The sequence below is a fragment of the Bacteroidia bacterium genome, from assembly GCA_020852255.1.
In the GTDB taxonomy this organism is placed as follows: domain Bacteria; phylum Bacteroidota; class Bacteroidia; order JADZBD01; family JADZBD01; genus JADZBD01.
This window is the reverse complement of record JADZBD010000010.1, coordinates 26,994-51,349: the sequence shown is the minus strand read 5'-3', so window position 1 is coordinate 51,349 and position 24,356 is coordinate 26,994. Positions and strand designations below refer to the sequence as shown.

Here is a 24,356-nt window from a genome sequence, read left to right as displayed (position 1 = left end):
GTAAATTCATCTACGTGCCGGCACGGATAAAAAAATACGCGAACGACTAACCGCCGTTCGCGTTTATTTTGAAAAACAAGACAGGCAGGGGATTATTCCTCTACCTGGATCATCTTGAAAGGCACATTGATAATGGCCTGATAATCTTCTCCCGCTTCGAGCATATCCTCATCGTCCTGCTCATAGTACCAGTTGATGGTAATCTGGCTTCCTCCCTTGTGAATTGCCTCCAGCTTCTTGAACACATCCAGTATACACTTGGATGAGCTGGTATTAAAATATTCCAGCTGAATGTTCACGGCCGTAGCCGACTGCGGTTTAGAAGAATACTTCTCCAGTGTTTCAACCAGCGGCTTGTAGAATTCAATAGAGTTCTCGGGAATTGATCTTCCCTTAATCTCCAGTGTTCCTGTTCCAAAGTCGAAGCTGATAGTCGGGGTCTTCGGAGTTCCTTCAATGGTCAACTTTTCCATACGATTGCTTTTATTGTGCTATTTTGATGTTTAAACTAAAAAATGAATACTTCTGATCTACATTCAGGAAATTGTACGCCAGCTTCTCCCCTGATTTCCGGGCAATATCAATAAAGCCAAGTCCCCCTCCTCCCTTCTGCGACATCTCCCCGTTGTTCAGGACTTCCTTGTAATATTCTTTTAATTCATCCTTACTCAGGGAATTGATTTTATCAATTCTTCCCCTCAGTAACTCTACATTATCCACCTTGATATAATTTCCGGTAATGATATTATACTGGTTGTCTACCCGGCCAATCATAAAGATCGCGGAGCGCCCGCTGTCGGAAGTCACATCCGAATTGTCTACTTCATCCATGTGGTGATACAGATTCTGCAGGCACTCTACTAAAACGTTATACACCTTTCTTTTCACCTTAGGTTCTTCCTGCATGTTATCCAGCTTCGACTCCATAATCTGGAGGATGGACGTCAGCAACTCAGAGGTTATGTCACCTTTGAATGAGAGCATAATATTATTACGCTCCATTTTATCATAAAAGTCAAAGATGTCCAACATATCAGATAATTACCTCAGGCCGAAGCAATAAGATGCAGGGCCTTTTCTGAAAAACCTGTCAAACCTACATGAATTTCCGCAGATATACAAAACTTTTTAATGGACTGGCTATCAACAAAAAAGCCCCTAAAAACAGGGGCTTTCAAGGCTTGCTGAAACGATCTATTGAAGATTGAACTGAAACGTGTTCCCGTTAATTGTTAACGTGGCCTTATTATCGCAGGCACCATTGCCAAAATCAACTGTCCGGGTTTTCTTTCCTTCCGGGGTAATATCCAGAGTACCCTTGGTAATGTAGGCGCAATGCTTCCCGCGAACGAGCGGACTGGTAATTGTGACATCGAAGGTTTTTCCTTCGCGGTTGGTACCTGAAGCGTTACCGGTGAACTCGAAAATATCATCATTGGGGTCAGAAGGTGTGTTCTGGCCGCTCACCCAGGTGCAAGTACGCGTGGAGCTCCAAAGGATCTCCCATCCGGATTTGGTGCAACGGCCGTTGCTCACCGTTTGAGTAAAGCTGTTGGTACTGCGTATTACCTGTACAGTTCCTTCGTAATGAATATCGTTCACATAATAATTATCCAGTGAAATATTTACGGTGTCGTCGGCCCCGTCATAGGGATTCATGAAGATGCACCGGATCATTCCCTTCCGGGTTTTTCCATCGTTGCCAACACATCCGGTACCGAAATCCAGAAACAGGGTTACCGGAAATCCGTCAAGTGTATCGGCAGGATTCACACTGTCGTTCGGACAAACGGAAAACACGCTAAAACCGGGAACCACGCGCTGCACGCCTTCCTCACCGATGGCTATGCCATTGGCCTCCGGAAAAATCCGGAGAAATTCTGACTCACAAAGTGCGTTATCTGTTGTAGATACAGTTTCTGTATCCAGCTCCTCCCGCTTACAGGAGCCTAAAAGAAACAGCCCCGCTATCAGGCCAAAAAAGGAAAACTGAACAATGAACTTATTCATAGGTTGGGATTTAATGTATAAGACGAGATATAAAACTGAGGGTTTACCCCCAAAGATAATAAATATATAAATATATGATTATTAGAGCCTTACCCCTATGATGAGGATGTCATCCACCTGTTCATGATGACCTCTCCAGGTTTCGATGGTTTGATCCAGCTCCTCTTTCTGCCTGTTCATTCCCAATTCCTGGATGGCGAGGAACAACTCATTCAGCTTTTTGAGCATAAACTTCTTTCCTCTTTCTCCGCCAAACTGGTCGGCATACCCGTCTGAGAACATATATAGAGTATCACCTTTTTCCATGGTTCGGGCGCTGGTAGTGAACACTCTTTCATTGTCCATTTGGGAACCACCGATCGGGAATTTGGTGCCGTCTACCTTTTCCAGTTTGCCTTCATGCACAATTACCAAAGGCCGGAAAGCACCGGAAAACTGCACTTCGCGTGTTTCCGGGTTTATCACACAAAGAGCCACATCCATCCCGTCTTTTGTATCCACCTCATGAATACCCTGGCGCAAGGCGGCCCTGACACCGGCATTGAGCTCATTAAGGATCAGACCAGGATCGGTAATTCCTTTTTCCATAACGATCTGTGAGAGGAGGTTATTTCCGATCATAGACATGAATGCCCCCGGTACCCCGTGTCCTGTACAGTCCACTGCGGCGATGATCTTTTTTCCGCCCTTAGTTCCGAACCAATAAAAATCCCCGCTGACAATATCCTTGGGTTTGAATAGAACGAACGAATCCGGCAGATGTTTCCGTATCTCTTTCATTTCCGGAAGGATGGCCTCCTGAATCCGCTTGGCATACTGAATGCTGGACATAATATCCAGGTTTTTTTGCGCCAGCTCTGCGGTGCGTTCTGCCACTTTATCTTCCAACAGTTTTTTCTCCTTCTCAATGGCTCTTGTTCGCCACTTGGTGAAGCTCCATATTCCAATCAGCAACAGTATTACGCAAATCGCGTAGAATGTTTTTGTTTTATACACCGGCGGTATTACCCGGATATGAATTACTGCACCAGCTTCATTCCAAACACCATCATTGTTGGAAGCACGCACTCTGAAAACATAGTCGCCCCCCTCCAGGTTGGTATAAGACGCGTAGCGGATGGTGCTTGGAGCGCTCCAGTCCTCATCCACTCCTTCCATTTTGTAGGAATAAAGATTCTTCCCGGGAAGAGTATAGTCGAGTGAAACAAATTCGAAGGAAAAGAAATTATCCCGGTAAGAAAGTTCTATAAACCTTTTGTACAGAATATTTGTATCCAGCTGTACTTCTTTACCGAAACGCTTAAATGATGTAATGAATACTGGGGGTATATGCTCATTCTCCTCTATTTTTTCCGGCAGAAACGTGTTAAACCCATCGTTCCCCCCGAAATACAGCTCATCGGTTACGGCGTCTTTGAAAAAGCTTCCTTGCAAATATTCACCTTCTGCGAGTCCGTCAATTGCTTCATAATTTTTAAAGGCCGAACCATTAATATTCTTCGTGCCCGGATTGAACCGGGTGATTCCCTTATTGGTGCTCAGCCAGAGGTTTCCTTTCTTATCCTCCAGAATACCGTAAATATTATCATTCGCCATCCCGTCTTTCTGGTAAAACTTTTGAATTTTCCCGTCTCCCGCGGAAATGCGGTTAAGCCCGATACCCGTAGCTACCCAGATATTTCCCTGGCGATCCTGATAGAATGAGTAGACCGTATTGGAAGTGATGGAGCTGTCGCTGTTTCCGGCCTTGTAGTTTCGGATCACTTTAAACGTGAGGGGATCCACAACGGAAATGCCTCCTTGTGTGGCAACCCAGATGAGTCCGTCCGATGCCTGGTAGGAATAATGTACGCGGTTATGCGCCAGTCCTTTGGAAACATTGAGCACCTCCAGTCCGTAATTCACCGGATCGAACCGGAATAAGCCGCCGCCGAAGGTAGAAATCCAGAGGTGTCCAAGTTTATCTGCCCGGATATTAAGAATGGTTTTATTTGTAAGCTTCTCCCCCTTGAATTCATCGTCTCTGATCGGTACTGCCCTGCCCTGCCCTGGATCGAAAATAGAAATTCCGCCGCCATAGGAACCCAGGTAGAAAAGCCCATTGGGAGATTCGTAAATTGTAAGAATCGTTTTGTTCTGTGCCTCGCAAACGTCCTTGTAGTGCGTGAACTTTCCCGTTTGAAGATCCAGCTTACTCAACTCGGCTCCCTTGGCACAAAACCAAACCTGATTGCTTTTGTCCTTGTAAACACAGTATATGATTTTGTCCGGCAAAGTATTTTCTGAACCCACTCTTCTTCGGACATGGCTGAACTTAAGAGTGTTCCTGAAAAACACATTGACCCCATTCGTTGAAGTGCCCACCCACATGTTTCCGGTTTCGTCGCACAATAAGCTTGAAAGGGAATTACTGGACAACCCCAGTGGGTCGAATTCATCCGAGTACTGCCGTGTGAATTTGCCGGTGCTCTTATTATAAAAACACAAACCACTGTCGTTGGTTGCCACCCAGATCATTCCCCTCTTATCTTCCGCAAAGGATAGCACCCAGTTATGGGTTATCCCTTCCGGCCCGCTGTCTGCAAGAAAACATTTCAGGTATTTCTCCTTCAGCGGATCAAAGAGAAAGGTTCCGCCGTTATAGGTTCCGATCCAGAATAAGCCATCCTTGTCACAGTAAATCGTCCGGATTTTCTCACTCTTGTCAACAGCTCCGGGAATTTGCTGTTCCACCGGACTGAAATAATCAAATACCCCTTCCTGCGCCCGGAAGCGATGCAACCCTCCCCTGAATGTACCAACCCAGATGTTATCTTTTTCGTCGGTGGCCAGACAACGGATACTGGCATCAATCAGCGCCTTTGGCGTGTCCTCCGCCAGGTAACGTCTGAAACGATTGCTCTCGCCGTCAAAAAAATTAAGGCCATTATCCGTACCCACCACAAATCCGCCGCCGGGAGCGGCCATAATGCAAAAGACTTTATTGTCGCTGAGCGACTGGTCGTTATTCTCCTCGTGCCGGTAACGGACAAACCTGTTCAGAACGGGATCATACACATTCAAGCCTCCCACATTGGTACCGATCCATATTCTGCCTTCTTGATCCTCCAGCAGGCAATTGATATAGTTGTCGGAAATGGAGTTGGTATCCTCAGGGTCGTTCCGGAACACCGTAAAGGTGTATCCGTCATACCGGTTCAGACCATCCTGGGTTCCAAACCACATGAACCCTCTGGAATCCTTGATCATGCAATTGATGACGGTTTGGGATAATCCCTGCTTGGTTGTAAGATGATAAAATTTCAGATCCTGCGCCTGCACACACCCTGCACAGATGAGAAGAAAAAATAAGCGGAACGCGAAGGGAAGACGAGTCGTCCTCATTGGGGTAAAGATAATAAAAGAAATCGCTCTTCATTGTTACCGCTCCGGTTCTTACCTTTGATCCGGATGGAACATGAATGGTATAAGAGCTGGTTTAACAGTGAATTCTATCCCATCCTGTACCGTCACCGAAACGATGAAGAAGCAGCCAGGTTCATCACCGCGCTCCTTCATGCTCATCCGGTCAGTCCGGGATCGCGCATCCTGGACGCTCCCTGCGGAAACGGGCGCCACGGGAGAATGCTGGCCGGACTTGGCTTCAGTGTTACCGGCATTGACCTTTCCGAAGAAGCCATACTTTCTGCGCGGGAACGCTCGTCGGGCGCAGAGGAATACCTTGTTCAGGATATGCGGTGTATTTTCCGCACGAACTATTACGATATGGTGCTAAATATCTTCTCGAGCTTCGGATATGGTACCGTGCGTGACGACCGGAAGATTCTGCAGAATTTTTATCATTCCCTGAAGCCGAAAGGACTTCTGGTACTGGACTTTCTGAATACTGCTGTTACGCTTCATCATCTTGTACCGGAGGAAACAACAGAGCGCGAGGGGATCCGTTTCACGATCCGCCGCCGGCACGAGCACGGGAAGATCATAAAACAGATTCAGGTTGCGCATGGCACTCACATTTTCCATTTCTGCGAATCTATAACCGATCATAGTCCGGTGGCGCTGGAACAACTCCTGAAGGAGGCCGGATTTATAATTCATGCCAGATACGGTGATTATTCGCTTGAAGAATTCAGTCAGGAATCTTCTCCAAGAATTATATTTGTAACCGAAAAATCCTGATGGGACTTTGGGAATATATCATCCTTGTTGCAGGGGTCCTGTTATCAGGCGCCTTTGTTCTGTTTGTGAAGGTTCAGCCCCGCATTCTGAAATTGCTGCTGGCGTTCAGCGGGGCGTTTCTGTTTTCTGTTAGTATTATGCACCTGTTGCCGGAAGTGTATTCCGAGGGGGAACACCAGGTGGGAATATTTATTCTGGCAGGATTTATTCTTCAGATCATCATTGAGTTTTTCTCTGAAGGAATTGAACATGGTCACATCCATGTTCACAGCAAACAGGAACAGCGCTTCCCATTCACGATGATGATTGCCCTCTCCGTCCACTCATTTCTTGAAGGACTTCCGCTCGCGGAAACCTTTGGGGGGGATGATCACACGCATCATTCTCTTTTTACGGGTATTATTCTTCATAATATTCCCATCTCCATTGCGCTCTGCACACTACTTCTGCAAAGTGGCACCCGGCGAACTACGGCCATCCTGTGGCTGCTGATGTTTGCTCTCATGACTCCGGCCGGTGCACTGGCAGGTGAATGGCTTAGTGCCTGTGTACAGGATATGCATTCGGCCGTCCGGTATCCCATGGCCCTTGTGGTAGGAATCTTTCTGCATATAAGCACCACCATTTTGTTCGAATCCAGCGAGAACCACCGGTTCAATATCATCAAACTGCTCATTATTCTTGCCGGCGCAGGAATCGGGATACTCTTATAAAAAAAAAGGGACCAAAAGGTCCCTTTAAAAAAAATCGTCCGGATACGGCCTAAGCCTCTTCCAGCTGAAGTTTCTGACGATGTACAGCTGCTTTCCAGGTATCGCGCTTGCGCACGGATGGTTTGGTAAAGGACTGACGGCGACGGAGTTCGCGAACAGCACCAGTTTTCTCGAATTTCTTCTTGAATTTCTTTAATGCCTTTTCCAGCGTTTCTCCTTCTTTCACTTGCACAATAATCATAAAAAAATACCTCCTTTTATTTACGGGGGACAAATATACTACTTTCCATGGAACCTACATCCAGGGCTTAAAGAACTCCTGGGTGCTTACAGATTTGCCGTTAAAATTCACCGTTGTAATTCCGGCATTCAGGAAGTACCTGAACAGCCATTTCATGTCCTTCGCCCCGTCGTTCAGGGTCGCCACGGCCCTGGCACCTTTGGAATCCGACAGGGTAACTACCATGCCAATTTCCTTGGTATAGGGCACCGCCTTGTTATTTAAAAAGTCTACCTGGCCTGCGTCCGTTACGGTGAGAATTTCGAATACAAGATTTCCTTTTTCGATCATCGCTTTGAGCTCGGTTTCAGAACCCGGAAGAGTGGCTGTGAAGCTATTCTGGGAATACCCTGCACAGAAGAAAAGAAGGAAGAGAAAAGAAAGAAGTGCTTTTTTCATGGGATTACTTTATTACTGTTACATGCCCACGGATTTCGTGGCCATAGGATTTAAAATCACGAAACTTAAATAAATAAACGTAGACACCTTCCTGAACCATTGGTCCTGAATTATTGTAGGAACCGTACCATCCCTGATTCGGGTCGGTAGTATGGAAAACCACATCGCCCCAGCGCGAGAATATAAACATTTCATATCCCTGCTCTTCGATTCCGGTAAATTCTGCGGCGAAAATCTCGTTAGAACCGGAGTTGTTCGGAGTAAAAGCATTGGGAATATAGAAGGTAAAATAACCTTCCACCAGTAACGTCTGCGTTACGGTATCGGTGCAGCCGAACTGGTTCTCCACTATCAGTGTAACCAGATAGGTACCATCCAGGAGGTATGTGTGCAGGGGGTGCTGAGTTGTGGAAGTATTTCCGTCTCCGAAATCCCAATACCATAAGGTAGCTCCTGCGGACAGATCCGTGAACTGAGCCTCGGGGTCAATCAGCGTGATCACGGAAGGAGAGTAAGAAAAATTTGCCACAGGAGGCATTAGGGAATTTACAGTTGCCGTTGTGCTGGCTGTGCATCCGTTCACATCCGTAATGACAACGGTATATGTTCCTCCTGAGAGACTGTCGGCCATAACTTGTGTATCCCCGTTGCTCCATGCATATGCATAAGGGCCAACTCCTCCGGAAACATTCACGGTGGCTGTTCCGCTGCTGATATTACAGGTGTCGTCGGAAAAAACCGTACTCGCATTGATCGCAGTGGATATATTAACATCTACCGTATCTGCATCGGTTCCGTTTGAACAGAGATAGGTTACTACCGCATAATACTGTGTATTGGTAACTGGGTTAACCGTAATGGTAGAACCGGAGCCAAGCAGATTATTCCCGGGCAGGTCATACCAGTCGATCTGAAACGGCGTGAAGGCACCATTCGGGGTGTACCGGACGGCATCGTTCACTGCGGTCCATTGCGTGCTGTTTCTGCCCGTGACCGGAAATGCAAGTGTTCCGGAAAAATCATGCAATCCCTGTACGGCGGTTCCCCCTCCCCAGGTAAGGCAGTTGGGTTTGTTCTGAATATGATTTTCGATAATGTTCGACGTCTCGTAAAGAATGATCTGGAAACGGCCGGTCAGGTTAGTGCAGGAGAACATGGCGGAATTATCCCAGGATACCACCAGCCGGCGGTACGGAGCAACCCCGTAAACCGCATAATTCACACTTGCGTTGTTGAAACCGGGATACCAATCCTGCCAGGGTCCCATGATGCACTCTTTCGGCACGTTTGCATTCGTGCTGGGAATAGCGAGGGAAGTGTAAGTGGTAGGTCCGTTGGCGAAACCAACCCATCCGTTTATACCAATATAAAATTGCGTCCTGGGAGAACCCATGAAGCAAAAAGTGAAACCAATATTGAATGGCCCGTGTACCTCATCGTCGCCGTTGGTTTGCCACACCAATGGTGTACCACCGTTATAAGGATCCGGCGTGTACGGAATGCTTCCCACAGAATAGGATGTGGTTGCGTAATTTGCACCGGGAATGTTTACATTCGCCGTAAGCGTTACCGGCTGCGGAGAACAAAGCGTAGTGTCTTTGTCCACCCAGAAAGGAGGCTGCACCTGACCGGACAAAAGCAACGAAGTGATTGCCAGAGATATATGTAAAATCCAATACTTCATGAGTACGACCCGTAAAGTTAGACATTTTTAACTGGGATTCGTTGCATGATAAGGTATTCGACTGATTATCAATAATTTGCTAAAATATGGAGAAATCTCAGGGTTCAGGTGAAATACACTTTATATTTTTAGCATTCTTAAAAAAATAAAACACATGAAAGTAACCGTAGTAGGAGCAGGCAACGTTGGAGCAACCTGCGCTGATGTGATCGCTCATCGTGAATTGTGCAACGAGGTTGTGCTTCTTGACATCAAAGAAAATTTTGCTGAAGGAAAGGCCCTGGATATCTGGCAGACCGCCCCGGTGAATATGTATGACACCCGCATTAAAGGCTCCACCAATGATTATTCCAAAACGGCCAACTCTGATGTAGTGGTAATCACTTCCGGCCTGCCGCGCAAGCCGGGTATGAGCCGCGACGATCTTATTTCCACGAATGCCATGATCGTTAAAACCGTTACTGAAAATGTGATCAAACATTCTCCGAACGCTATTATTATTATTGTTTCGAATCCGCTGGATGTGATGACCTATTGTGCCTATCTCACCGCAAAGATTGATTCCTCGCGCGTGTTCGGCATGGCCGGCATTCTTGATACGGCGCGCTACCGTGCATTTCTTGCCGAAGCCCTGAACTGTTCACCCAAAGATATTCAGGCCGTACTCATGGGTGGGCACGGCGATACTATGGTGCCGCTGCCCCGCTACACTACTGTTTCCGGCATTCCGGTTACTGAACTTATCGCGAAAGACAAACTGGATGCGATCATCGAGCGTACGAAGAAAGGAGGAGGCGAGATCGTTAATCTTCTTGGAACATCTGCATGGTACGCCCCGGGAGCTTCCGCAGCACAGATGGTAGAAGCCATCGTTCGCGACCAAAAAAGGATTTTCCCCTGTTGCGCTCTGCTGAACGGCCAGTACGGACTGAAAGACATCTATCTGGGTGTTCCTGTAAAACTCGGAAAGAAAGGAATTGAGGAGATCCTTGAACTCAAACTCAACGCAGAGGAAACCAAGTTACTTCAATCATCTGCAAAATCTGTGAAGGAAGTGATGGATGTTCTTGACAACATGAAAGTAGTGGCCTGAAGTGACCACTACCCTTCCGCTCCAGGTAAAAAATATCGGCGGTGACGGCTATCACCTCCTGACCCGCATTTCCGTGAATGGGATGCCTGCCCTCGTGGTAGTGGATACCGGTGCTTCACGTACCGTATTTGATGCGGAACGAATCAGGGAACTGGAGAAAAAACAGAGAGCGCGCAAACACCCGATGCTCTCCTCAGGCCTTGGTACCAGCACCATGGAAAGTCAGGTGCTGGTGATCAGCCGTCTTCAGATCGGATCATTCATTCTGAAAAATTACAAAAGCATACTCCTGGATCTTTCACACGTGAATCAGAGTTACGAACAGCTGGGACTTTCACCCGTGTGCGGAGTGCTGGGCTCAGATCTGCTGAAAAAATTCAGAGCGAGGATCTCTTTCCCTCAAAAATCACTCCGGCTGGAGAAATAATCATTCCCGTACCCCAACTGAATACGGATCGCTTGAAAGTTCTGTGCGTATACCCGGTACCAGTTGCATCGTATTCATATCAATAATGGTCAGGTAACCGTTTCTACCTCCGCAAAGCGACGAATGATGCGGGGCGGGACCTGAAGGTTCCAGATTTCTGTTGGCTACATACACTCTTTTTCTGCTGTTACTCACGCCAATTCCGTGTGGTTGATGACCGGTATAAACGGATGTTATCAATTGGTGTGTCTGATAATTGATAACCGCCACACTTCCCCGCTTACCAGGAAAGGTGCTTACATCCTCCATCACTGTAACAAAAACGTAAGGAAGGGGATCTGCCACCGCCATTTCGGACGGATAGGCTCCCAGCGGAATCACTGCAAGCAGGGAATCGTTACTTGTCTGAAAAATTCTCATCTGAGACAAGGAAGGTCCCTGGCAGGTTACGAAGTATTTACTTCCGTCAGGGGAAAAAGCGAGTTCATGAATCCTCAGACTGTTACTTCCCGGGTCGGGTGCATTGGGCGGATCCAGTGACACCATGGTATAATTTGCAATATCGGAGGTATCCATTTTATATAGACCGTTCCCGGCCTGCATGGTAATGTATAACGTGGATCCGTTCAGGGTCGAGCCGTGAGGATCGATAAGCATACCCTGATAATTCGCCACCACCGACATTGTTTCCAGGTTCACATCCATCGGCCCCCCGTTAGCGCTCCAGTCCACCACATATGCTCTTCTCCCGTCGGCACTGATTGTTAATGTATTCCATGAGCCCTGACCGAGATTTACCTCAGCAATCAGCAGTTGTGATTCTGCAGAAAATTTCTGCAGGTAATTCTGGCTCCCGTTTCCCACACTGAAAATCACGTAGAAATACACTCCGTCCGGAGAAAGCCTGAGCATATGCGGCGTTTCGATGTTCGGGTACTTTCCCACGCTGATATAACGCATGCACAGATCGGTTGCTTTGTCGAACACCGCCACTGCATCGCACCCCTGATTGGAGATAAAATATTTTCCTGCTGAAATATTATCCGAAAAGCAGATAAACCCATTGCGGTCCGGCGCGCCTTCGGCGATCCATCTCTTCAGGAGTTCAACGTCTCCTCTGGAAAGGGGGGCATTATTGAGCGGCATGGTGGGATTCAGTGAGGGCCCCAGATCATCGTAGGTATTTACATAATACATCAACGTGGAAAAATCAGGGCTGAAAGGGATCACCGTTGCTCCGCCCGACCCTCCCCGGAACATACTTTCCCAGGATTCAAGATCAAGTCCGCCCGCAGCCGCTTTGCTTTCGGCATTATGACAGCCTGTAACAGCGCAATGCGTCAGAATGATCTTTCCGATTTCATTCGGGTAACCGCTCTCCTCCAGCCCGGATGGCAGATCCCTCCGGCATGCGTAAACTAAAACAACTGTACAGATGATAAAAAAAGCAGGTAAAAATCTCATTCACTCACCGGAATAATAAGGTTGACCTCCTTCTGCTCGCCGGGATCCAGGCTGGAACTAATTACCATGTATCCGGAAACGCTGTCTGCTACGGCTGCATCATATCCTACCGCCCAAAAAACATACTTCCCTCCACTCAGCCCGGCAAATGTAACACGGCCGCCGGCATCGGTGATCAAAGATGTTTCGTAAAAAGATGGACTGTTTCCCGGCCAGACCGTGGTGCCCGATTTGAGGTAGACCCTGCTGTAAGGGATCGCATATGTATGATGGATCACTTCTGCATGCACCCTCAGTTCTGACACAATAAGTTCGGGGGTCTTTTCCTTCCGGCAGGAGAGGAACGGCAACAGGAGTATGACCACCAAAAGCTGCCTCATCGGATAAGAAGTTTGAAATTCAGTATTGCGGAAGCGGTACGAACACGCACGAGATAGATTCCGGTGGAAATATCCCCAACTGAAACTACGCTTTCTCCTTTTGTGATCCGCGCTGATCCGCATAACTTCCCATCCAGCGAGAACCATTCGGCCACTCCCTCTTCATACGAGGAAACCATGAAAATTCCGCTGGCCGGATTGGGATAGATCTGAATATATCCGGATACCTCGTTCTCTGCCGTGCCGGTGGTGGCATCACCAATATAGAAACCGGCTCCGCCGCGGTAATTTCCTATCACCAGGTCTGGCACCGCATCATTGGTAACATCCGCCACCACAGGCGCAGTACGAATTCCTTCAAATACCTCGTAATAACGCCCCCCTATCGAATCGGTCAGAACCCATGTACCCGCAATATTTCCGGTAATGTTCTGATAGTGGTAAACAACCCCCCTCTCCGACCCGATCAATAACTCGAATTGCCCGCTGTCGAGGTAAATATAGGGAGCACTGTAACCCTGAAAATTGTTTGCCGGTGTTACGTCCACGTCTCCCAGCGTGTCTGTAACAAACTGAAATGAAGGCGCGCTGGTTGTTCCGACATTCTGATAATAATTCAGATTTCCTCCTTTTTCCCCGATCACCAGATCCAGTTTGCTGTCAAGATCGAGATCAATCAGCTGGGGTGTAGCATTATTTCCCACATCGATCATTGTAAAACTGTTATCAAGATAACTCATGACCGGAGTTCCGAACGTAATGGGATTACCTGCCCCGGCATTATTCGGAAAATAATTAATTCTTCCGTTGTCGTCACCTGCCATCATATCCAGATCCCCGTCATTATCCAGGTCTCCGAACGTGATCGCCGCTGCAATCACTCCGGTAAACTCGGTGGATAATCCGTTCCAGTCGTCAGTGACATGTGTATAAACGGGCGCATTGGCTGTTCCGGTGTTAACATAAGCGGCAATACGGGTGGAGATTGTAGTGCTGCACATTCCAGCCAGCGAACGCATAAACGTATTGGCCAGAAGAAGATCCGTTAAACCGTCGGCGTTAAAATCCACCAGCGCCGGAAAAGCCCCCTCCCCTACATCCATCATGTCGCACTGCAGAAGATCCTTTTTTACCCAGGTGAACACCGGAAAAACATCGGTACCTGTATTCTCGTAAAACCATATGCTGCGGTTATTCTCTGATACATTCTGTGCGTTAGCTGCAACCACCAGATCGCGGTCTCCGTCGTTGTTCACATCCAGATGATAGGCGCATGGAAAAATACTGAGATCAACTGACATAGAGCTGGACGGAAATAAAGCATCTACCGTTACCATATCGGCATTGGCTGAATCACCACCGTTGGTTAGCATCGTCATGTTACAGCAGGAAATATCGCCTAAAATCAGCTCCTGGTCATTGTCGTTATCAAAATCAAGACAAAGCAGACATGAACCGGCATGCTGCGGTGTTGGAAGATGAGGATTCTGACGCTGGAGATTGATTCCGCAATTGCTCGGATTCTCAGTGAAATCACCCCAATTGCCGGTGATGTACTGAAACTTCAGACTGTCCGGACTCATAGATAGTTCAACGGCGCGATTCTTATGATATTCTACCGATATACCGTTAATTGAAAAAGTAAGAACATCGGTATCGCCGTCGTTATCCACATCCACCAGCGCAGGAATGTCCACAGGAGAAACATATAAATTCACCCAGTTATTCGGACTGTACTCTGACATGGCCAGCCAGGTGATGTTCTGGAACTGCAGCCCCGACACAGTGGACGTATTTTTCCAAACCGCGAAACCGGCGCCGTTAAAATGAAAAATGTCCTCCTTGCCGTCTCCGTTGTAATCATGCAGTAAAACCCAGTTTGTCATGATCGGAAACTGCTTCTCATATTCCGGCTTGTGAACATATGAAACGGCGTTGGGTGTACCCGTGTTCAGATAAGTGGTGATTTTATTTCCGGTACGGTCGAACACAAAAAGATCCTTGATGCCGTCCATGTTCAAGTCAATGTCTGAAAACTGAACGAAATTGTGCCCCCCAACCCAGGGATTGGAAAGTTGGGCGCTGTTGCGAAACACTTTCACCGAGTCAGCCCGACGAAATGGTAATTGTGAAAACAATTCTAAAGTTGTGAGAATCAGACAAATACCGATAAACAGTGTCTTCATAACGAGGAAACTTAAAAAGTGTAATGCGCGGGGATCAACAAAGATAGCAGGAATACGGGGCATTCGCAACGATTTTAGCCTGAGGATTAGGACATTCCGAAAGCGGTGAACGGAAGAAAGTACTATATTTGCAGTCCTTTTTTGGGAGACTAATTTAACTCTCTGATTAATAACTATCTAAGTAAGAATTAATATGCAAAACAAGGGTTTGATCAGACTTTTTACAGCACTGTTGTTTCTTGTCTGCTTGTTCTATTTATCGTTCACCTGGATTGTGGTGGGAATTGAAGATGACGCTAAAACCGCCGGGGTGAGCTATTCCAACCGCTCTGACATTAAAACTGCCGCAGGTACATACGCCGGCGGAGATCAGAAAAAAGCCGATCGTTATCTCGACTCGGTACAAAAAGCACGAACCGGCCGTTACCTCGATTCGCTGAAGAACCAGGAGGTATACCTGGGTTTCACGTATCTCGACTGCAAGGAGAAGGAGATCAATTTTGGTCTTGACCTCAAGGGCGGAATGAACGTAACACTCGAGATCTCTGTTCCCGATCTGATCAAAGGAATGAGTTCACGGCAGGATGATCCTGTGCTTCTGAAAGCCCTGGAAAACGCCCGGAAGGCAGAAAAAACGGACGCCCGCGATTTTGCCACCTTATTCGGGGAAGAGCTTAAAAAACTGGACACCAAGAACAACATTTCATTTTACTTCCGTACCATCGAACTCAAGGGAAAAGTAGATGCAAATACAAAGGATGAAGACGTACTGGCACTTATCCGGGAAACCGTTACCAATTCCATTAAAACAGCCGAGACCACGCTGCGTGCAAGGATTGACCGCTTTGGTGTAACGCAGCCGAATATCCAGAAGCTGGAAGCCTCGGGACGAATCCTGATTGAGTTGCCCGGTGTTACGGAGAAGGAACGCGTCAGAAAACTCCTGCAGGGAAGCGCAAATCTCGAATTCTGGGAAACATTCAGCAATCGCGGAGACATCAATAAAAAAGATGGTATTTTCTTCAAGCTGGTGGACGCCAACGTTGAGCTGAAGAACATTCTGCATCCGGAACTGAGTACAAAGGACAGTACCGCTGCGGACACCGGCAAGGTAACTGCGCCGGACACAACCAAATCGGTAACTGCAAAAAAAGAAGATTCTAAAAATCCAGACAGCCTGAAGCAACCGGACACGAACGCACTGGCCTCTCTTCTTTCTACAGACACCACAAACAAAGACTCCGGCACAATGAGTCGTGCCGATTCACTGGAATTGATGCGCAAGGAGAATCCGCTCTTCTCCATTATGCTGTACAGTCTGGATGATAAGAACGAACCGGCAGAAGGTCCGATCATCGGGTATGCCAGTCCGAACGACACCTCAAAGATCATGTCCTATTTCCGCATGGAGAGGGTGTCGCGTCTTTTTCCTTCTAATATCAAATTCCTCTGGGGAAAAGAGAATAAAAAAGGAACCGGTATCCTGCCGCTGTATGCAATAAAAATTACCGACCGCAACGGAAATGCCGCGCTCTCCGGCGATATTATCACAAAAGCCAAGGTTGATTTTGACCAGGGCGGCGGCGGATATGCCAGCGTAACAATGAATATGACTACCGAGGCCGCAAGCCAGTGGTCTGTGATTACAAAGAGCAACATTGGATCTGAGATTGCTATTGTTCTTGACAATATTGTGTATTCGGCCCCTACGGTACAGAATCAGATCAGCGGGGGAAGCTCCTCCATTACCGGAAACTTCACGATCCGTGAGGCGGAAGATCTTGCAAACATTTTGTCTGCAGGTAAACTTCCTGCCGCAGCCAATATCGTTGAAGAAAGTATTGTTGGACCCACCCTGGGTGCCGAAGCCATGCGAAAAGGTTTTCTTTCGTTCGTGATCGCGCTTCTTCTCATCCTGTTCTTCATGGTGATCTACTATAACAAAGCCGGAATGGTAGCCGACATTGCTCTGTTTGCCAACATGTTCTTCATCGTGGGTGTACTTGCCTCCTATGGTGCCGTGCTCACCCTGCCCGGTATTGCGGGTATCGTGCTGGTAATTGGTCTTTCCGTAGATGCGAATGTGCTCATCTTTGAGAGAATCAGGGAAGAATTAAGTCAGGGCAAAGGTCAGAGCCTCGCCATCAAAGATGGTTTCAAAGGTGCACTCAGTTCCATTCTGGACTCAAACATCACCACCATCATTCTCGGAATAATTCTGGCGGCCTACGGAACAGGACCCGTTCAGGGATTTGCCATTACGCTCATCATTGGTATTCTCTCTTCTCTTTTCTGTGCACTGTTTATTACGCGGCTTATTTTCGAAGCCATGGATCGCCGGAAAATGGATATCACATTCTGGAACAACCTTTCGAAAGGCGTTCTGAAGGGTGTCAATATCAACTTTGTAGGAAACAGAAAGTACTTTTACATCCTCAGTGCCCTGATTATTGCCACCGGAGTATTCATGTATGCGAAGAAAGGCGGATTCAATCTGGGTGTTGATTTCGAAGGAGGCCGCTCCTATGTGATCCGCTTTGAACAGCCGGTTCCAACAGAAAACCTGATCAGCCCCCTCACTGCGTCCTTCGATGGAGAGAAGCCGGAAATCAAAACGTACGGCGAAGACAATCAGCTGCGCATCACCACGTCCTACCTCATCAGTGACCCGTCCAAGGAAGCATCTGTGAACGTAGAGAAAAAACTGGAAGAGGGTATTGGCAAAGTAGTGCCCGGCTTTATCCTGGAAGACCATCTTGAATCCCAGACAAAAGTCGGAGAAACCATTTCGCGCGATATCCGAAATGCATCTGTACTCACCATCATTTTCTCCTGCGCGGTCATGTTCCTGTATATCTTGCTTCGGTTCAAAAAATGGCAGTACGGACTCGGTGCAACGGTCGCGCTTTTCCACGACGTTGCAGTGGTACTTGCCTGTTACCTCATCTTCGACGGCCTGCTTCCGTTTGCACTTGAAATCGACCAGCACTTTGTTGCGGCCATTCTTACTGTAATGGGTTACTCGATGACCGATACGGTAGTGGTTTTTGACCGTATCCGGGAATTCCTGTCCGGAGGCAAAAAAGACGAAGCCGGTGAGGAAAGAAAGAAACTCATCAATTACGCACTCAATGCCACACTCAGCCGTACACTCATTACCTCATTAACCACATTCATTGTTCTTGTAGCCATATTCGTCTTCGGGGGCGAAGTTATCCGCGGATTCTCCTTCGCTCTTCTGATCGGAATTGTGATCGGAACCTACTCCTCCCTCTGCATTGCCACCCCCGTGGTGATTGACTTTGACCGCAAGAAAAAAGAATAAAGGAGCTCTGCCACTTTACACCCCGCTCCCGAAAGGTGCGGGTTTTTTTTATCTTTGCCCTATGCAGTTCGCTCACACGTTTCTTATACTGGAAGGAATCGGAACCGGCGAATTGCTACTCATTGCATTTGTCTTTCTTATTTTCTTCGGATCGAAAAAGATTCCTGACCTCGCCCGCGGACTCGGAAAAGGGATGCGGGAATTCAAAGATGCCGCCAACGGAATCAAACGGGAAATTGAACAGGAAGCCAATAAAATGAAAGAAGAGTCAGATATAACTAAACCTAATCCCTGAACCATGAAGCTCATTACACGCTCTTTATTCTTTCTCTTTCTTTTTTCTCAAAGCACTCTCTTCTCACAGACAATACCTGTTGACTGGGTTGTAACCTACAACGGGCAGGCCGACAATACAGACCAGGTTGCCGATATGACCATTGATGCGGCAGGCAACGCGTATGTTACCGGCACCAGCCTGGGAAGCCAGGGCAATCTGGATATTGTTACCGTGAAATACGATATCAACGGCACCCAGGTATGGGCACGCACATTCAATGGCAGCGGTAACGATAACGACGGAGCTGCTGATCTTTGGCTGGATGCCTCAGGAAATCTGTACGTTACAGGAAAAGAAAAAGGATCCTCCAACTTTGAAAACCTGGTGGTCATAAAATATGACAACGCCGGAAACCAGCTTTGGGCTCAAACCTACAATGGTTCTTCCAACCTTCAGGATGAAGGAAAAAATGTTGAAACCGATGCATCGGGAAATGTTTATGTCTGTGGCTATACTACTGTTGCCGGACCTTACATGGACTGGCTCGTTATTAAATATAATAGTTCCGGTACTCAGCAATGGGTGATTACCTATAACGGAAGCAATAACGGAAACGATGATGCAACGGATCTTGTAGTGGATGCGGCCGGAAATCCTGTTGTTACCGGTTCCGCCAATGATATCAATGGAACGCTGTCGGATATCGTCACCAAGAAACTCAGCTCCTCTAATGGAAGCACCCTCTGGACAAACACGTATAACGGCACCGCCAACGATAACGACTTCGGCAAGCTTATAACACAGGATAAAAACGGAAATATATTTGTAGCAGGACGCTCCTTTGTTTCCGGTTACTGGTTCGACTATATCACCTTGCGTCTCAACGCCTCAACCGGTGTGCAAATGTGGGCTACCGGATACGGATACACCGACGTGAATACAAATGTCAAATACGAGGAAGTGAACGGACTCATCGCTGACTCTCTCGGTAACGTCTATATCACAGGTCAAAGTCAGGGTAACGGAAATCAAACCGCGCTCAACGACATTGCCACCATTAAGTACAACTCCGCAGGTGTTCAGCAATGGGTTATGCGGTATGCGGGAAGCGGTAATGTAGACGACAGGGGGGCGGATATTGCGCTCGATGATACACTCAACGTATATATTACAGGGTACAAGTCTATTAACAGCACCAACCGCGATATGATCACGATCAAATACAACTCCGCAGGTACTCAGATGTGGCTGGTTACTCATGATGCATTAGGGAACGGAATGGACGAATCAAAAGCGGTGGAGGTGCTGGACGATGGCAGTGTATATATCGCAGGATCCGGAGATGTGGATCCTTCCACTTCGGTAGTAAACGAAGATTATCATGTGATCAAATACAGCCCGCAGAATACTTCGGTTTGGGAATCGGATGGCATTGTTTTCAGCACCATTGTTTATCCGAATCCTGCGGCAGATCATTTCAATGTTACTCTCTCCTTTCATCACTCACTACATACCGCGTGCACACTGAAGCTGTACGACCTCAGCGGCCGGCTGGCTTTTTCAGCACCAATGGAAAACAGAAACGGGGAGGTAACCCTTAGGGTAAGAAGCAGTGTATTATCTCCCGGCCTTTATCATGGCCTGATCTTTTCTGCCACCAGCGAAAAGCTGGGTAGTTTCAAGGTTGCTGTTCACTGAGCTGACGGGCTTGAAAATCTTTTGATCTGATCTTACCTCCTTACCTGGGGTTTCAGGAGAACTGTACCAGGGCAACAACAGACCAAAACTGAACATAAATCCGGTACGGAAGTGGAAATGGCGCATTTTAGGCGCCGGATCATTTGCAGGTCTCCTTGTTTTGCAATATTCTTGTATAAGCAATTCTTTCTCATTGTGTATCGTGCTGGCAGGTCTGACGCAATTAAATACCAGCAATGGAGGTTAAACCTGGACCTTAAGCTATTCAAGTTCCTCCACTTTTAATTCCCTTGGTTTTCCAAGTCTCACCATCGAGTATGCTGTAGGTACAGGTGGAACCATATACAAATACGATCCGTCCAGCGGTATAACTGAACCGGAGCGTCCCATTGGTCAGCAACTTCCCGAAACCGGTAAACAAACCGGAAAGCTGCTGAAGGAGTAAAGATACTCCACTGCCCCCGATATTTCCCTGCCCCCGGAAAGACATTATGCAGAAAGCGGCTTACGGGAGGACAACAGTCCTATTCCCACCGAACAGCTAAGGCATCGCGCCTCTGAGCAGTATCTTCCCTTCAGATGCAATAAAGCCTGCGACTGCAGTGCATTATGCGGTTTAACTCCATGCTCCTTCCATGCACGCATTGCGGAATTGTTCTCTGCCCCGGTGTGTTCCAGGAACCGCATGGCCCGTTCCGTGAACCGCTGATCTCCCTTTTCTTTCCCGTACAAAAATAAAAAAGGAACTACCGCATTGATCAGCAGCAAACTGGCCGACTCCCATCCCATGGCCGGTGAAATCCTTCCCGCCACGCGATCGAACAAATAATGTTCTTTCCAGTAATCCGATGCGGCTTCCGTAAAAATACCGGTTACGCACTCCGGGTCGTCCAGGGTTTGTATTTCCTCCAGCAGATGGGGATGCGAAGACAACATGCGTGCGAATTGGGAAATGCGAATAGTGGGAAAATTTCTCGGGCGAAGTCGCATCAACTTCCAGGTTGCTTCCGGAAGAATATTCAATTCATGCTTCATGCGAAAAAAAATAAACTCGTTTTGAAGCTTTCGGGGATATTCATCCGCAAAGAAACCATTCAGCATTCCGGCCGCACCATATAATATGCTTTCGTAAACCAGCGAGTTTCCTGCATACCGCCGAAGTATTTTCCAGGGAATTGCGCCGGCCAGCATCTCCATGGGAGGAGAATTTACCCTGAAACCATATGCCGAAGCCAGCGTTCGGTATAAGGTTTCTTCCCAGTCGTTGTTTGTTTGCTGCAACCGCTGCCGGATGACTTCTACCTTTTCCTCCAGCCGCAGCACGGCCAACCGTTCCAGCCAAAGCGTCCATTTTACAGGACTTACCTCCTTAAGTCTGCCACTGCACTGCAGCCATCCGGATCGGTGCGTAAACTCCAGGCATTCCCGAAGCAAGTCCGGATCCAGCATCTCCTTCAGTTCCAGCGCGGGGATCTTAGTTCCTGCTTTTGTGAAAATATCCTTGTCATGTTCAAATACCACATGCAGCACCACGTTGTTATAGGACGCATCCGTCCGGTGACCATGTTGCTCCCAGTCTGAAGACTTCACATGCATTTCTACATTTCCTGCCCACAAGGTGTTCCCGATGCGGATCCGGGCATCGGAAAAATCAGGACCGGAATGCTCGTTCCGGACACCGGCCCGCAGAATTTCCAATGATTCGCCGCAGGTGGTACGAAGAGGCCCAGCCTTGTACCAGCGATGCTCCCAGGCCGCGTAAAGTATCTGCTCGTTCATAAGGCAAAGTTGGGAATTCAGGTCCTTGTTACGCCAACTGGTTCTAAACTGAATTTACTCCTCTCCTCCCTCCTCCTGAATCGCCTGAGAATGAAGCGTCTCCAACAGGAAATAGTTTAAAAAGGTTCTAAAATCAGGTTGTACGATCTCTGATCTTTCAGTAGGTTTGTTAAACCAAATTCAAGACACGCTATGGCAGGAGTTAACAAAGTGATTTTACTGGGAAACCTTGGAAAAGATCCGGAGGTAAGAACCCTGAGCGAAGGGGTTAAAGTGGCGAACTTCCCCATGGCCACTTCCGAAACCTATAAGGATAAAACCGGGCAACGGGTTGAACAAACCGAATGGCATAATATTGTTTTATGGAGAAGTCTGGCCGAAGTAGCCGAAAAATATCTCCGGAAAGGAACTCAGATCTATTTAGAGGGACGACTTCGTACCCGTTCCTGGGGTGAGGAGGGAAACAAAAAATACATTACGGAAATTGTGGGAGAAAATTTCACAATTCTCAGCCGTAAACGCGACGAGGACCCAACGTCAAAATCAGAGCCGAATCCGAACCAGTCGAGTCCGAATACCACCGGAAACAACGCTGAAGATCTGCCCTTTTGATCCTCCTCGCCGTTTTTATTTGCGTAATGATCTTTTTCTCGGCATGCCTTTCGGCCGCGGAGGTAGCGCTGTTTTCACTTGGCCCAAAGGAAACAGAAGAGCTGAACGAAAAACACCCGGTTAGTGCTGAAAAAGTGAGAGAACTGCTGGGGCGGCCGAAAATGCTCCTGGCCACAATGCTCATAGGCATCAATCTGGTAAACATTTCAACGATCCTTGCCAGCACCTACTTATTTAACTCCCTCTTCGATTTCTCCGATCGTCCCTTGCTTGGATTTTTGATCCAGGTAGTAGGTGTAACCTTTATCCTCCTTCTTCTCAGTGAAGTAATACCTAAAGTCTACTCCAATTTTAAGTCTGTACAGGTCGCACACCGGCTCGTGCATGTTGTTGGGATTATGGAAAAAATCTTTTATCCATTATCCCGTATACTCCTTTATTCGTCCTGGATCACTGAACGCTTGGTCAAGGCCAAACCCCGGACATTGTCCGTTGAAGAGTTATCGGAGGCGCTGGAACTTACCACAAACAAGGAGACACCCGAAACAGAAAAAAAATTACTTCGTGGGATCGTACGCTTCGGTAAAATGGACGTGAAGCAGATTATGAAACCACGTCCGGACATGGTTTGTGCAGATCAGAACATGGACTTTCAGAAGTTAATGCAATTCATATTGTCTTCAGGATTTTCACGTATGCCGGTCTATAAAGATTCGGTGGATAAAATTGTAGGTATTCTTTATATCAAAGATCTGCTGGCGTACCTGGACCGGGAACCGGAATTCAACTGGCAAACGCTTGTCAGGGAACCCTTTTTCATTCCCGAATCGAAAATGATCGACGATCTCCTGCGTGAATTTCAGGGGAAAAAGATCCACATGGCAATCATTGTGGATGAATACGGCGGTACCACCGGACTGGTAACACTGGAAGATATCATCGAGGAGATTGTGGGAGAGATCAATGATGAATTTGATGTTGAAGACGTGATCTACTCGAAGCTGGACGACTTCAGTTATGTTTTTGAAGGAAGGGTTCAGCTCAACGACCTTTGCCGGATTCTGAACCTTGAATCTGATCTTTTTGAGAACGTAAAAGGAGATTCCGACACCCTCGCCGGATTTTTATTGGAATACACCGGAAGGATTCCAAAAAAGGGTGATGTATTGACTTACAAAACGCTGCAATTCACTATCGAATCGGCCGATAACAGGAAAATTAAACGTATCAAAATCACGCTGTCTTCATGAAAAGGCTCCTGCTCCCGCTTACGTGCATACTTGCACTGACTTTGGCCGGCTGCTTCGAAGAAGAGCTTTCGCCCCGCCCAAAAGGATATTTCCGGATCGAATTTCCGGAAAAAAGTTACCGCACATGGGATTCTGCCGCGCCGTTTACATTTGATGTGCCCGGCTATTGCCGGGTGTTGCCCGACACCGGAGAAAACGTAGAAGCCTACTGGTATAACCTGGATTACACCCCTTTCAAAGCCATGCTTCACCTCAGCTATAAAAAGGTGGACAACAACATCAACGAATACCTTGCGCAAAGCAGGCAGCTGGCTATACAACACCAGGTGAAAGCCAGCGGCATGAAGGAGAGTCCTATCATTAACGACAGCTCAAAGGTGTATGGCTTATTATATGAATTTGGCGGCAATACGGCCTCCTCGGTACAGTTCTATCTTACGGACAGCACCCGTCACTTTGTGCGCGGTGCACTGTATTTCTGGGCCCGCCCCAACGCCGATTCAATAGGCCCTTCGCTGAATTTTCTTACTGAGGACATTTACCGGATGGTAGAGACCTTCCGCTGGAATGAAATCAAATAAAAAGCCCCGCGGCATGGCC

The 24,356-nt window shown here is 47.5% G+C and carries 22 protein-coding genes; 10 read left to right on the top strand and 12 right to left on the bottom strand.

Going from position 1 to position 24,356, the window contains the following annotated elements:
* Positions 1-92: 92 nt before the first annotated feature.
* The 4 genes from IT233_07000 to IT233_06985 all read right to left on the bottom strand — a co-directional run bounded on the left by IT233_07000 (position 93) and on the right by IT233_06985 (position 5,394).
* Positions 93-473, bottom strand: coding sequence for a DUF1987 domain-containing protein (locus IT233_07000; protein ID MCC7302372.1), 381 nt, complete (start codon positions 471-473; stop codon positions 93-95).
* Positions 474-483: 10 nt separating this feature from the next.
* Positions 484-1,032, bottom strand: a complete 549-nt coding sequence (locus IT233_06995) for a hypothetical protein (protein ID MCC7302371.1) — start codon at positions 1,030-1,032, stop codon at positions 484-486.
* Positions 1,033-1,194: 162 nt separating this feature from the next.
* Complete coding sequence (locus IT233_06990) at positions 1,195-2,010, bottom strand: hypothetical protein (protein ID MCC7302370.1); 816 nt, start codon at positions 2,008-2,010, stop codon at positions 1,195-1,197.
* Positions 2,011-2,091: 81 nt separating this feature from the next.
* Positions 2,092-5,394, bottom strand: a complete 3,303-nt coding sequence (locus tag IT233_06985) for a SpoIIE family protein phosphatase (GenBank protein MCC7302369.1) — start codon at positions 5,392-5,394, stop codon at positions 2,092-2,094.
* Between the two features lie 66 nt (positions 5,395-5,460).
* On the opposite strand from IT233_06985, the gene IT233_06980 reads away from it, so the two are divergent.
* Both IT233_06980 and IT233_06975 read left to right on the top strand, forming a co-directional pair.
* Complete coding sequence (locus IT233_06980) at positions 5,461-6,189, top strand: class I SAM-dependent methyltransferase (protein MCC7302368.1); 729 nt, start codon at positions 5,461-5,463, stop codon at positions 6,187-6,189.
* Complete coding sequence (locus IT233_06975; GenBank protein ID MCC7302367.1) at positions 6,189-6,902, top strand: ZIP family metal transporter; 714 nt, start codon at positions 6,189-6,191, stop codon at positions 6,900-6,902. Before IT233_06980 ends, IT233_06975 begins: the two co-directional genes overlap by 1 nt.
* Before the next feature lie 49 nt (positions 6,903-6,951).
* Here IT233_06975 and IT233_06970 read toward each other — a convergent pair whose 3' ends face one another.
* The 3 genes from IT233_06970 to IT233_06960 are packed head-to-tail and all read right to left on the bottom strand — an operon-like array spanning position 6,952 to position 9,265.
* A complete protein-coding gene (locus tag IT233_06970; GenBank protein ID MCC7302366.1) occupies positions 6,952-7,143 on the bottom strand; it encodes a 30S ribosomal protein S21 in 192 nt (63 codons plus the stop codon).
* Between the two features lie 54 nt (positions 7,144-7,197).
* Positions 7,198-7,581 (bottom strand): hypothetical protein, encoded by a 384-nt coding sequence (locus IT233_06965; protein ID MCC7302365.1) that lies wholly within the window; start codon positions 7,579-7,581, stop codon positions 7,198-7,200.
* 4 nt (positions 7,582-7,585) lie between these two features.
* On the bottom strand, positions 7,586-9,265 hold the full coding sequence (locus tag IT233_06960) for a gliding motility-associated C-terminal domain-containing protein (GenBank protein MCC7302364.1): 1,680 nt from the start codon (positions 9,263-9,265) through the stop codon (positions 7,586-7,588).
* 154 nt (positions 9,266-9,419) lie between these two features.
* Here IT233_06960 and mdh point away from each other — a divergent pair, with 154 nt between their 5' ends.
* On the top strand, positions 9,420-10,358 hold the full coding sequence (gene mdh, locus IT233_06955) for a malate dehydrogenase (protein ID MCC7302363.1): 939 nt from the start codon (positions 9,420-9,422) through the stop codon (positions 10,356-10,358).
* 1 nt (position 10,359) lies between these two features.
* Positions 10,360-10,785 (top strand): clan AA aspartic protease, encoded by a 426-nt coding sequence (locus IT233_06950; protein ID MCC7302362.1) that lies wholly within the window; start codon positions 10,360-10,362, stop codon positions 10,783-10,785.
* On the opposite strand, the gene IT233_06945 is transcribed toward IT233_06950, so the two are convergent.
* The 3 genes from IT233_06945 to IT233_06935 are packed head-to-tail and all read right to left on the bottom strand — an operon-like array spanning position 10,786 to position 14,815.
* The gene (locus tag IT233_06945; protein MCC7302361.1) at positions 10,786-12,249 is read right to left on the bottom strand and encodes a hypothetical protein; all 1,464 of its coding nucleotides are present in this window, start codon (positions 12,247-12,249) and stop codon (positions 10,786-10,788) included.
* Positions 12,246-12,629: a hypothetical protein gene (locus IT233_06940; protein MCC7302360.1), complete on the bottom strand. Its 384-nt coding sequence runs from the start codon at positions 12,627-12,629 to the stop codon at positions 12,246-12,248. The genes IT233_06945 and IT233_06940 overlap by 4 nt, the downstream gene beginning before the upstream one ends.
* Positions 12,626-14,815: a T9SS type A sorting domain-containing protein gene (locus IT233_06935; GenBank protein MCC7302359.1), complete on the bottom strand. Its 2,190-nt coding sequence runs from the start codon at positions 14,813-14,815 to the stop codon at positions 12,626-12,628. The genes IT233_06940 and IT233_06935 overlap by 4 nt, the downstream gene beginning before the upstream one ends.
* Before the next feature lie 193 nt (positions 14,816-15,008).
* On the opposite strand from IT233_06935, the gene secDF reads away from it, so the two are divergent.
* From secDF to IT233_06920, 3 genes are all read left to right on the top strand, one after another.
* Positions 15,009-18,140: a protein translocase subunit SecDF gene (gene secDF, locus IT233_06930; GenBank protein ID MCC7302358.1), complete on the top strand. Its 3,132-nt coding sequence runs from the start codon at positions 15,009-15,011 to the stop codon at positions 18,138-18,140.
* Between the two features lie 61 nt (positions 18,141-18,201).
* Positions 18,202-18,435 carry a twin-arginine translocase TatA/TatE family subunit gene (locus IT233_06925; protein ID MCC7302357.1) on the top strand — a complete coding sequence of 78 codons (234 nt, stop codon included), beginning with the start codon at positions 18,202-18,204 and terminating at the stop codon, positions 18,433-18,435.
* 3 nt (positions 18,436-18,438) lie between these two features.
* Positions 18,439-20,115, top strand: coding sequence for a hypothetical protein (locus IT233_06920; GenBank protein MCC7302356.1), 1,677 nt, complete (start codon positions 18,439-18,441; stop codon positions 20,113-20,115).
* A gap of 265 nt (positions 20,116-20,380) precedes the next feature.
* On the opposite strand, the gene IT233_06915 is transcribed toward IT233_06920, so the two are convergent.
* Together IT233_06915 and IT233_06910 are read right to left on the bottom strand one after the other, a co-directional pair.
* Positions 20,381-20,605: a hypothetical protein gene (locus IT233_06915; GenBank protein ID MCC7302355.1), complete on the bottom strand. Its 225-nt coding sequence runs from the start codon at positions 20,603-20,605 to the stop codon at positions 20,381-20,383.
* Complete coding sequence (locus IT233_06910) at positions 20,605-21,894, bottom strand: DUF2851 family protein (GenBank protein MCC7302354.1); 1,290 nt, start codon at positions 21,892-21,894, stop codon at positions 20,605-20,607. The genes IT233_06915 and IT233_06910 overlap by 1 nt, the downstream gene beginning before the upstream one ends.
* Positions 21,895-22,086: 192 nt before the next feature.
* Here IT233_06910 and ssb point away from each other — a divergent pair, with 192 nt between their 5' ends.
* Genes ssb through gldD form a run of 3 tightly spaced genes read left to right on the top strand, consistent with a single transcriptional unit; the run spans position 22,087 to position 24,337 of the window.
* Positions 22,087-22,506, top strand: a complete 420-nt coding sequence (gene ssb, locus IT233_06905; GenBank protein ID MCC7302353.1) for a single-stranded DNA-binding protein — start codon at positions 22,087-22,089, stop codon at positions 22,504-22,506.
* Positions 22,507-22,532: 26 nt separating this feature from the next.
* A complete protein-coding gene (gene gldE, locus IT233_06900) occupies positions 22,533-23,756 on the top strand; it encodes a gliding motility-associated protein GldE (protein MCC7302352.1) in 1,224 nt (407 codons plus the stop codon).
* Positions 23,753-24,337 (top strand): gliding motility lipoprotein GldD, encoded by a 585-nt coding sequence (gene gldD, locus IT233_06895; GenBank protein ID MCC7302351.1) that lies wholly within the window; start codon positions 23,753-23,755, stop codon positions 24,335-24,337. The genes gldE and gldD overlap by 4 nt, the downstream gene beginning before the upstream one ends.
* Positions 24,338-24,356: the final 19 nt, after the last annotated feature.

Bases quoted from the DNA above. Each gene is read 5' to 3' on its own strand.
- IT233_07000 (MCC7302372.1), bottom strand. From the start codon at position 473: ATGGAAAAGTTGACCATTGAAGGAACTCCGAAGACCCCGACTATCAGC.
- IT233_06995 (MCC7302371.1), bottom strand. From the start codon at position 1,032: ATGTTGGACATCTTTGACTTTTATGATAAAATGGAGCGTAATAATATT.
- IT233_06990 (MCC7302370.1), bottom strand. From the start codon at position 2,010: ATGAATAAGTTCATTGTTCAGTTTTCCTTTTTTGGCCTGATAGCGGGG.
- IT233_06985 (MCC7302369.1), bottom strand. From the start codon at position 5,394: ATGAGGACGACTCGTCTTCCCTTCGCGTTCCGCTTATTTTTTCTTCTC.
- IT233_06980 (MCC7302368.1), top strand. From the start codon at position 5,461: ATGGAACATGAATGGTATAAGAGCTGGTTTAACAGTGAATTCTATCCC.
- IT233_06975 (MCC7302367.1), top strand. From the start codon at position 6,189: ATGGGACTTTGGGAATATATCATCCTTGTTGCAGGGGTCCTGTTATCA.
- IT233_06970 (MCC7302366.1), bottom strand. From the start codon at position 7,143: ATGATTATTGTGCAAGTGAAAGAAGGAGAAACGCTGGAAAAGGCATTA.
- IT233_06965 (MCC7302365.1), bottom strand. From the start codon at position 7,581: ATGAAAAAAGCACTTCTTTCTTTTCTCTTCCTTCTTTTCTTCTGTGCA.
- IT233_06960 (MCC7302364.1), bottom strand. From the start codon at position 9,265: ATGAAGTATTGGATTTTACATATATCTCTGGCAATCACTTCGTTGCTT.
- mdh (MCC7302363.1), top strand. From the start codon at position 9,420: ATGAAAGTAACCGTAGTAGGAGCAGGCAACGTTGGAGCAACCTGCGCT.
- IT233_06945 (MCC7302361.1), bottom strand. From the start codon at position 12,249: ATGAGATTTTTACCTGCTTTTTTTATCATCTGTACAGTTGTTTTAGTT.
- IT233_06940 (MCC7302360.1), bottom strand. From the start codon at position 12,629: ATGAGGCAGCTTTTGGTGGTCATACTCCTGTTGCCGTTCCTCTCCTGC.
- IT233_06935 (MCC7302359.1), bottom strand. From the start codon at position 14,815: ATGAAGACACTGTTTATCGGTATTTGTCTGATTCTCACAACTTTAGAA.
- secDF (MCC7302358.1), top strand. From the start codon at position 15,009: ATGCAAAACAAGGGTTTGATCAGACTTTTTACAGCACTGTTGTTTCTT.
- IT233_06925 (MCC7302357.1), top strand. From the start codon at position 18,202: ATGCAGTTCGCTCACACGTTTCTTATACTGGAAGGAATCGGAACCGGC.
- IT233_06920 (MCC7302356.1), top strand. From the start codon at position 18,439: ATGAAGCTCATTACACGCTCTTTATTCTTTCTCTTTCTTTTTTCTCAA.
- IT233_06915 (MCC7302355.1), bottom strand. From the start codon at position 20,605: ATGTCTTTCCGGGGGCAGGGAAATATCGGGGGCAGTGGAGTATCTTTA.
- IT233_06910 (MCC7302354.1), bottom strand. From the start codon at position 21,894: ATGAACGAGCAGATACTTTACGCGGCCTGGGAGCATCGCTGGTACAAG.
- ssb (MCC7302353.1), top strand. From the start codon at position 22,087: ATGGCAGGAGTTAACAAAGTGATTTTACTGGGAAACCTTGGAAAAGAT.
- gldE (MCC7302352.1), top strand. From the start codon at position 22,533: ATGATCTTTTTCTCGGCATGCCTTTCGGCCGCGGAGGTAGCGCTGTTT.
- gldD (MCC7302351.1), top strand. From the start codon at position 23,753: ATGAAAAGGCTCCTGCTCCCGCTTACGTGCATACTTGCACTGACTTTG.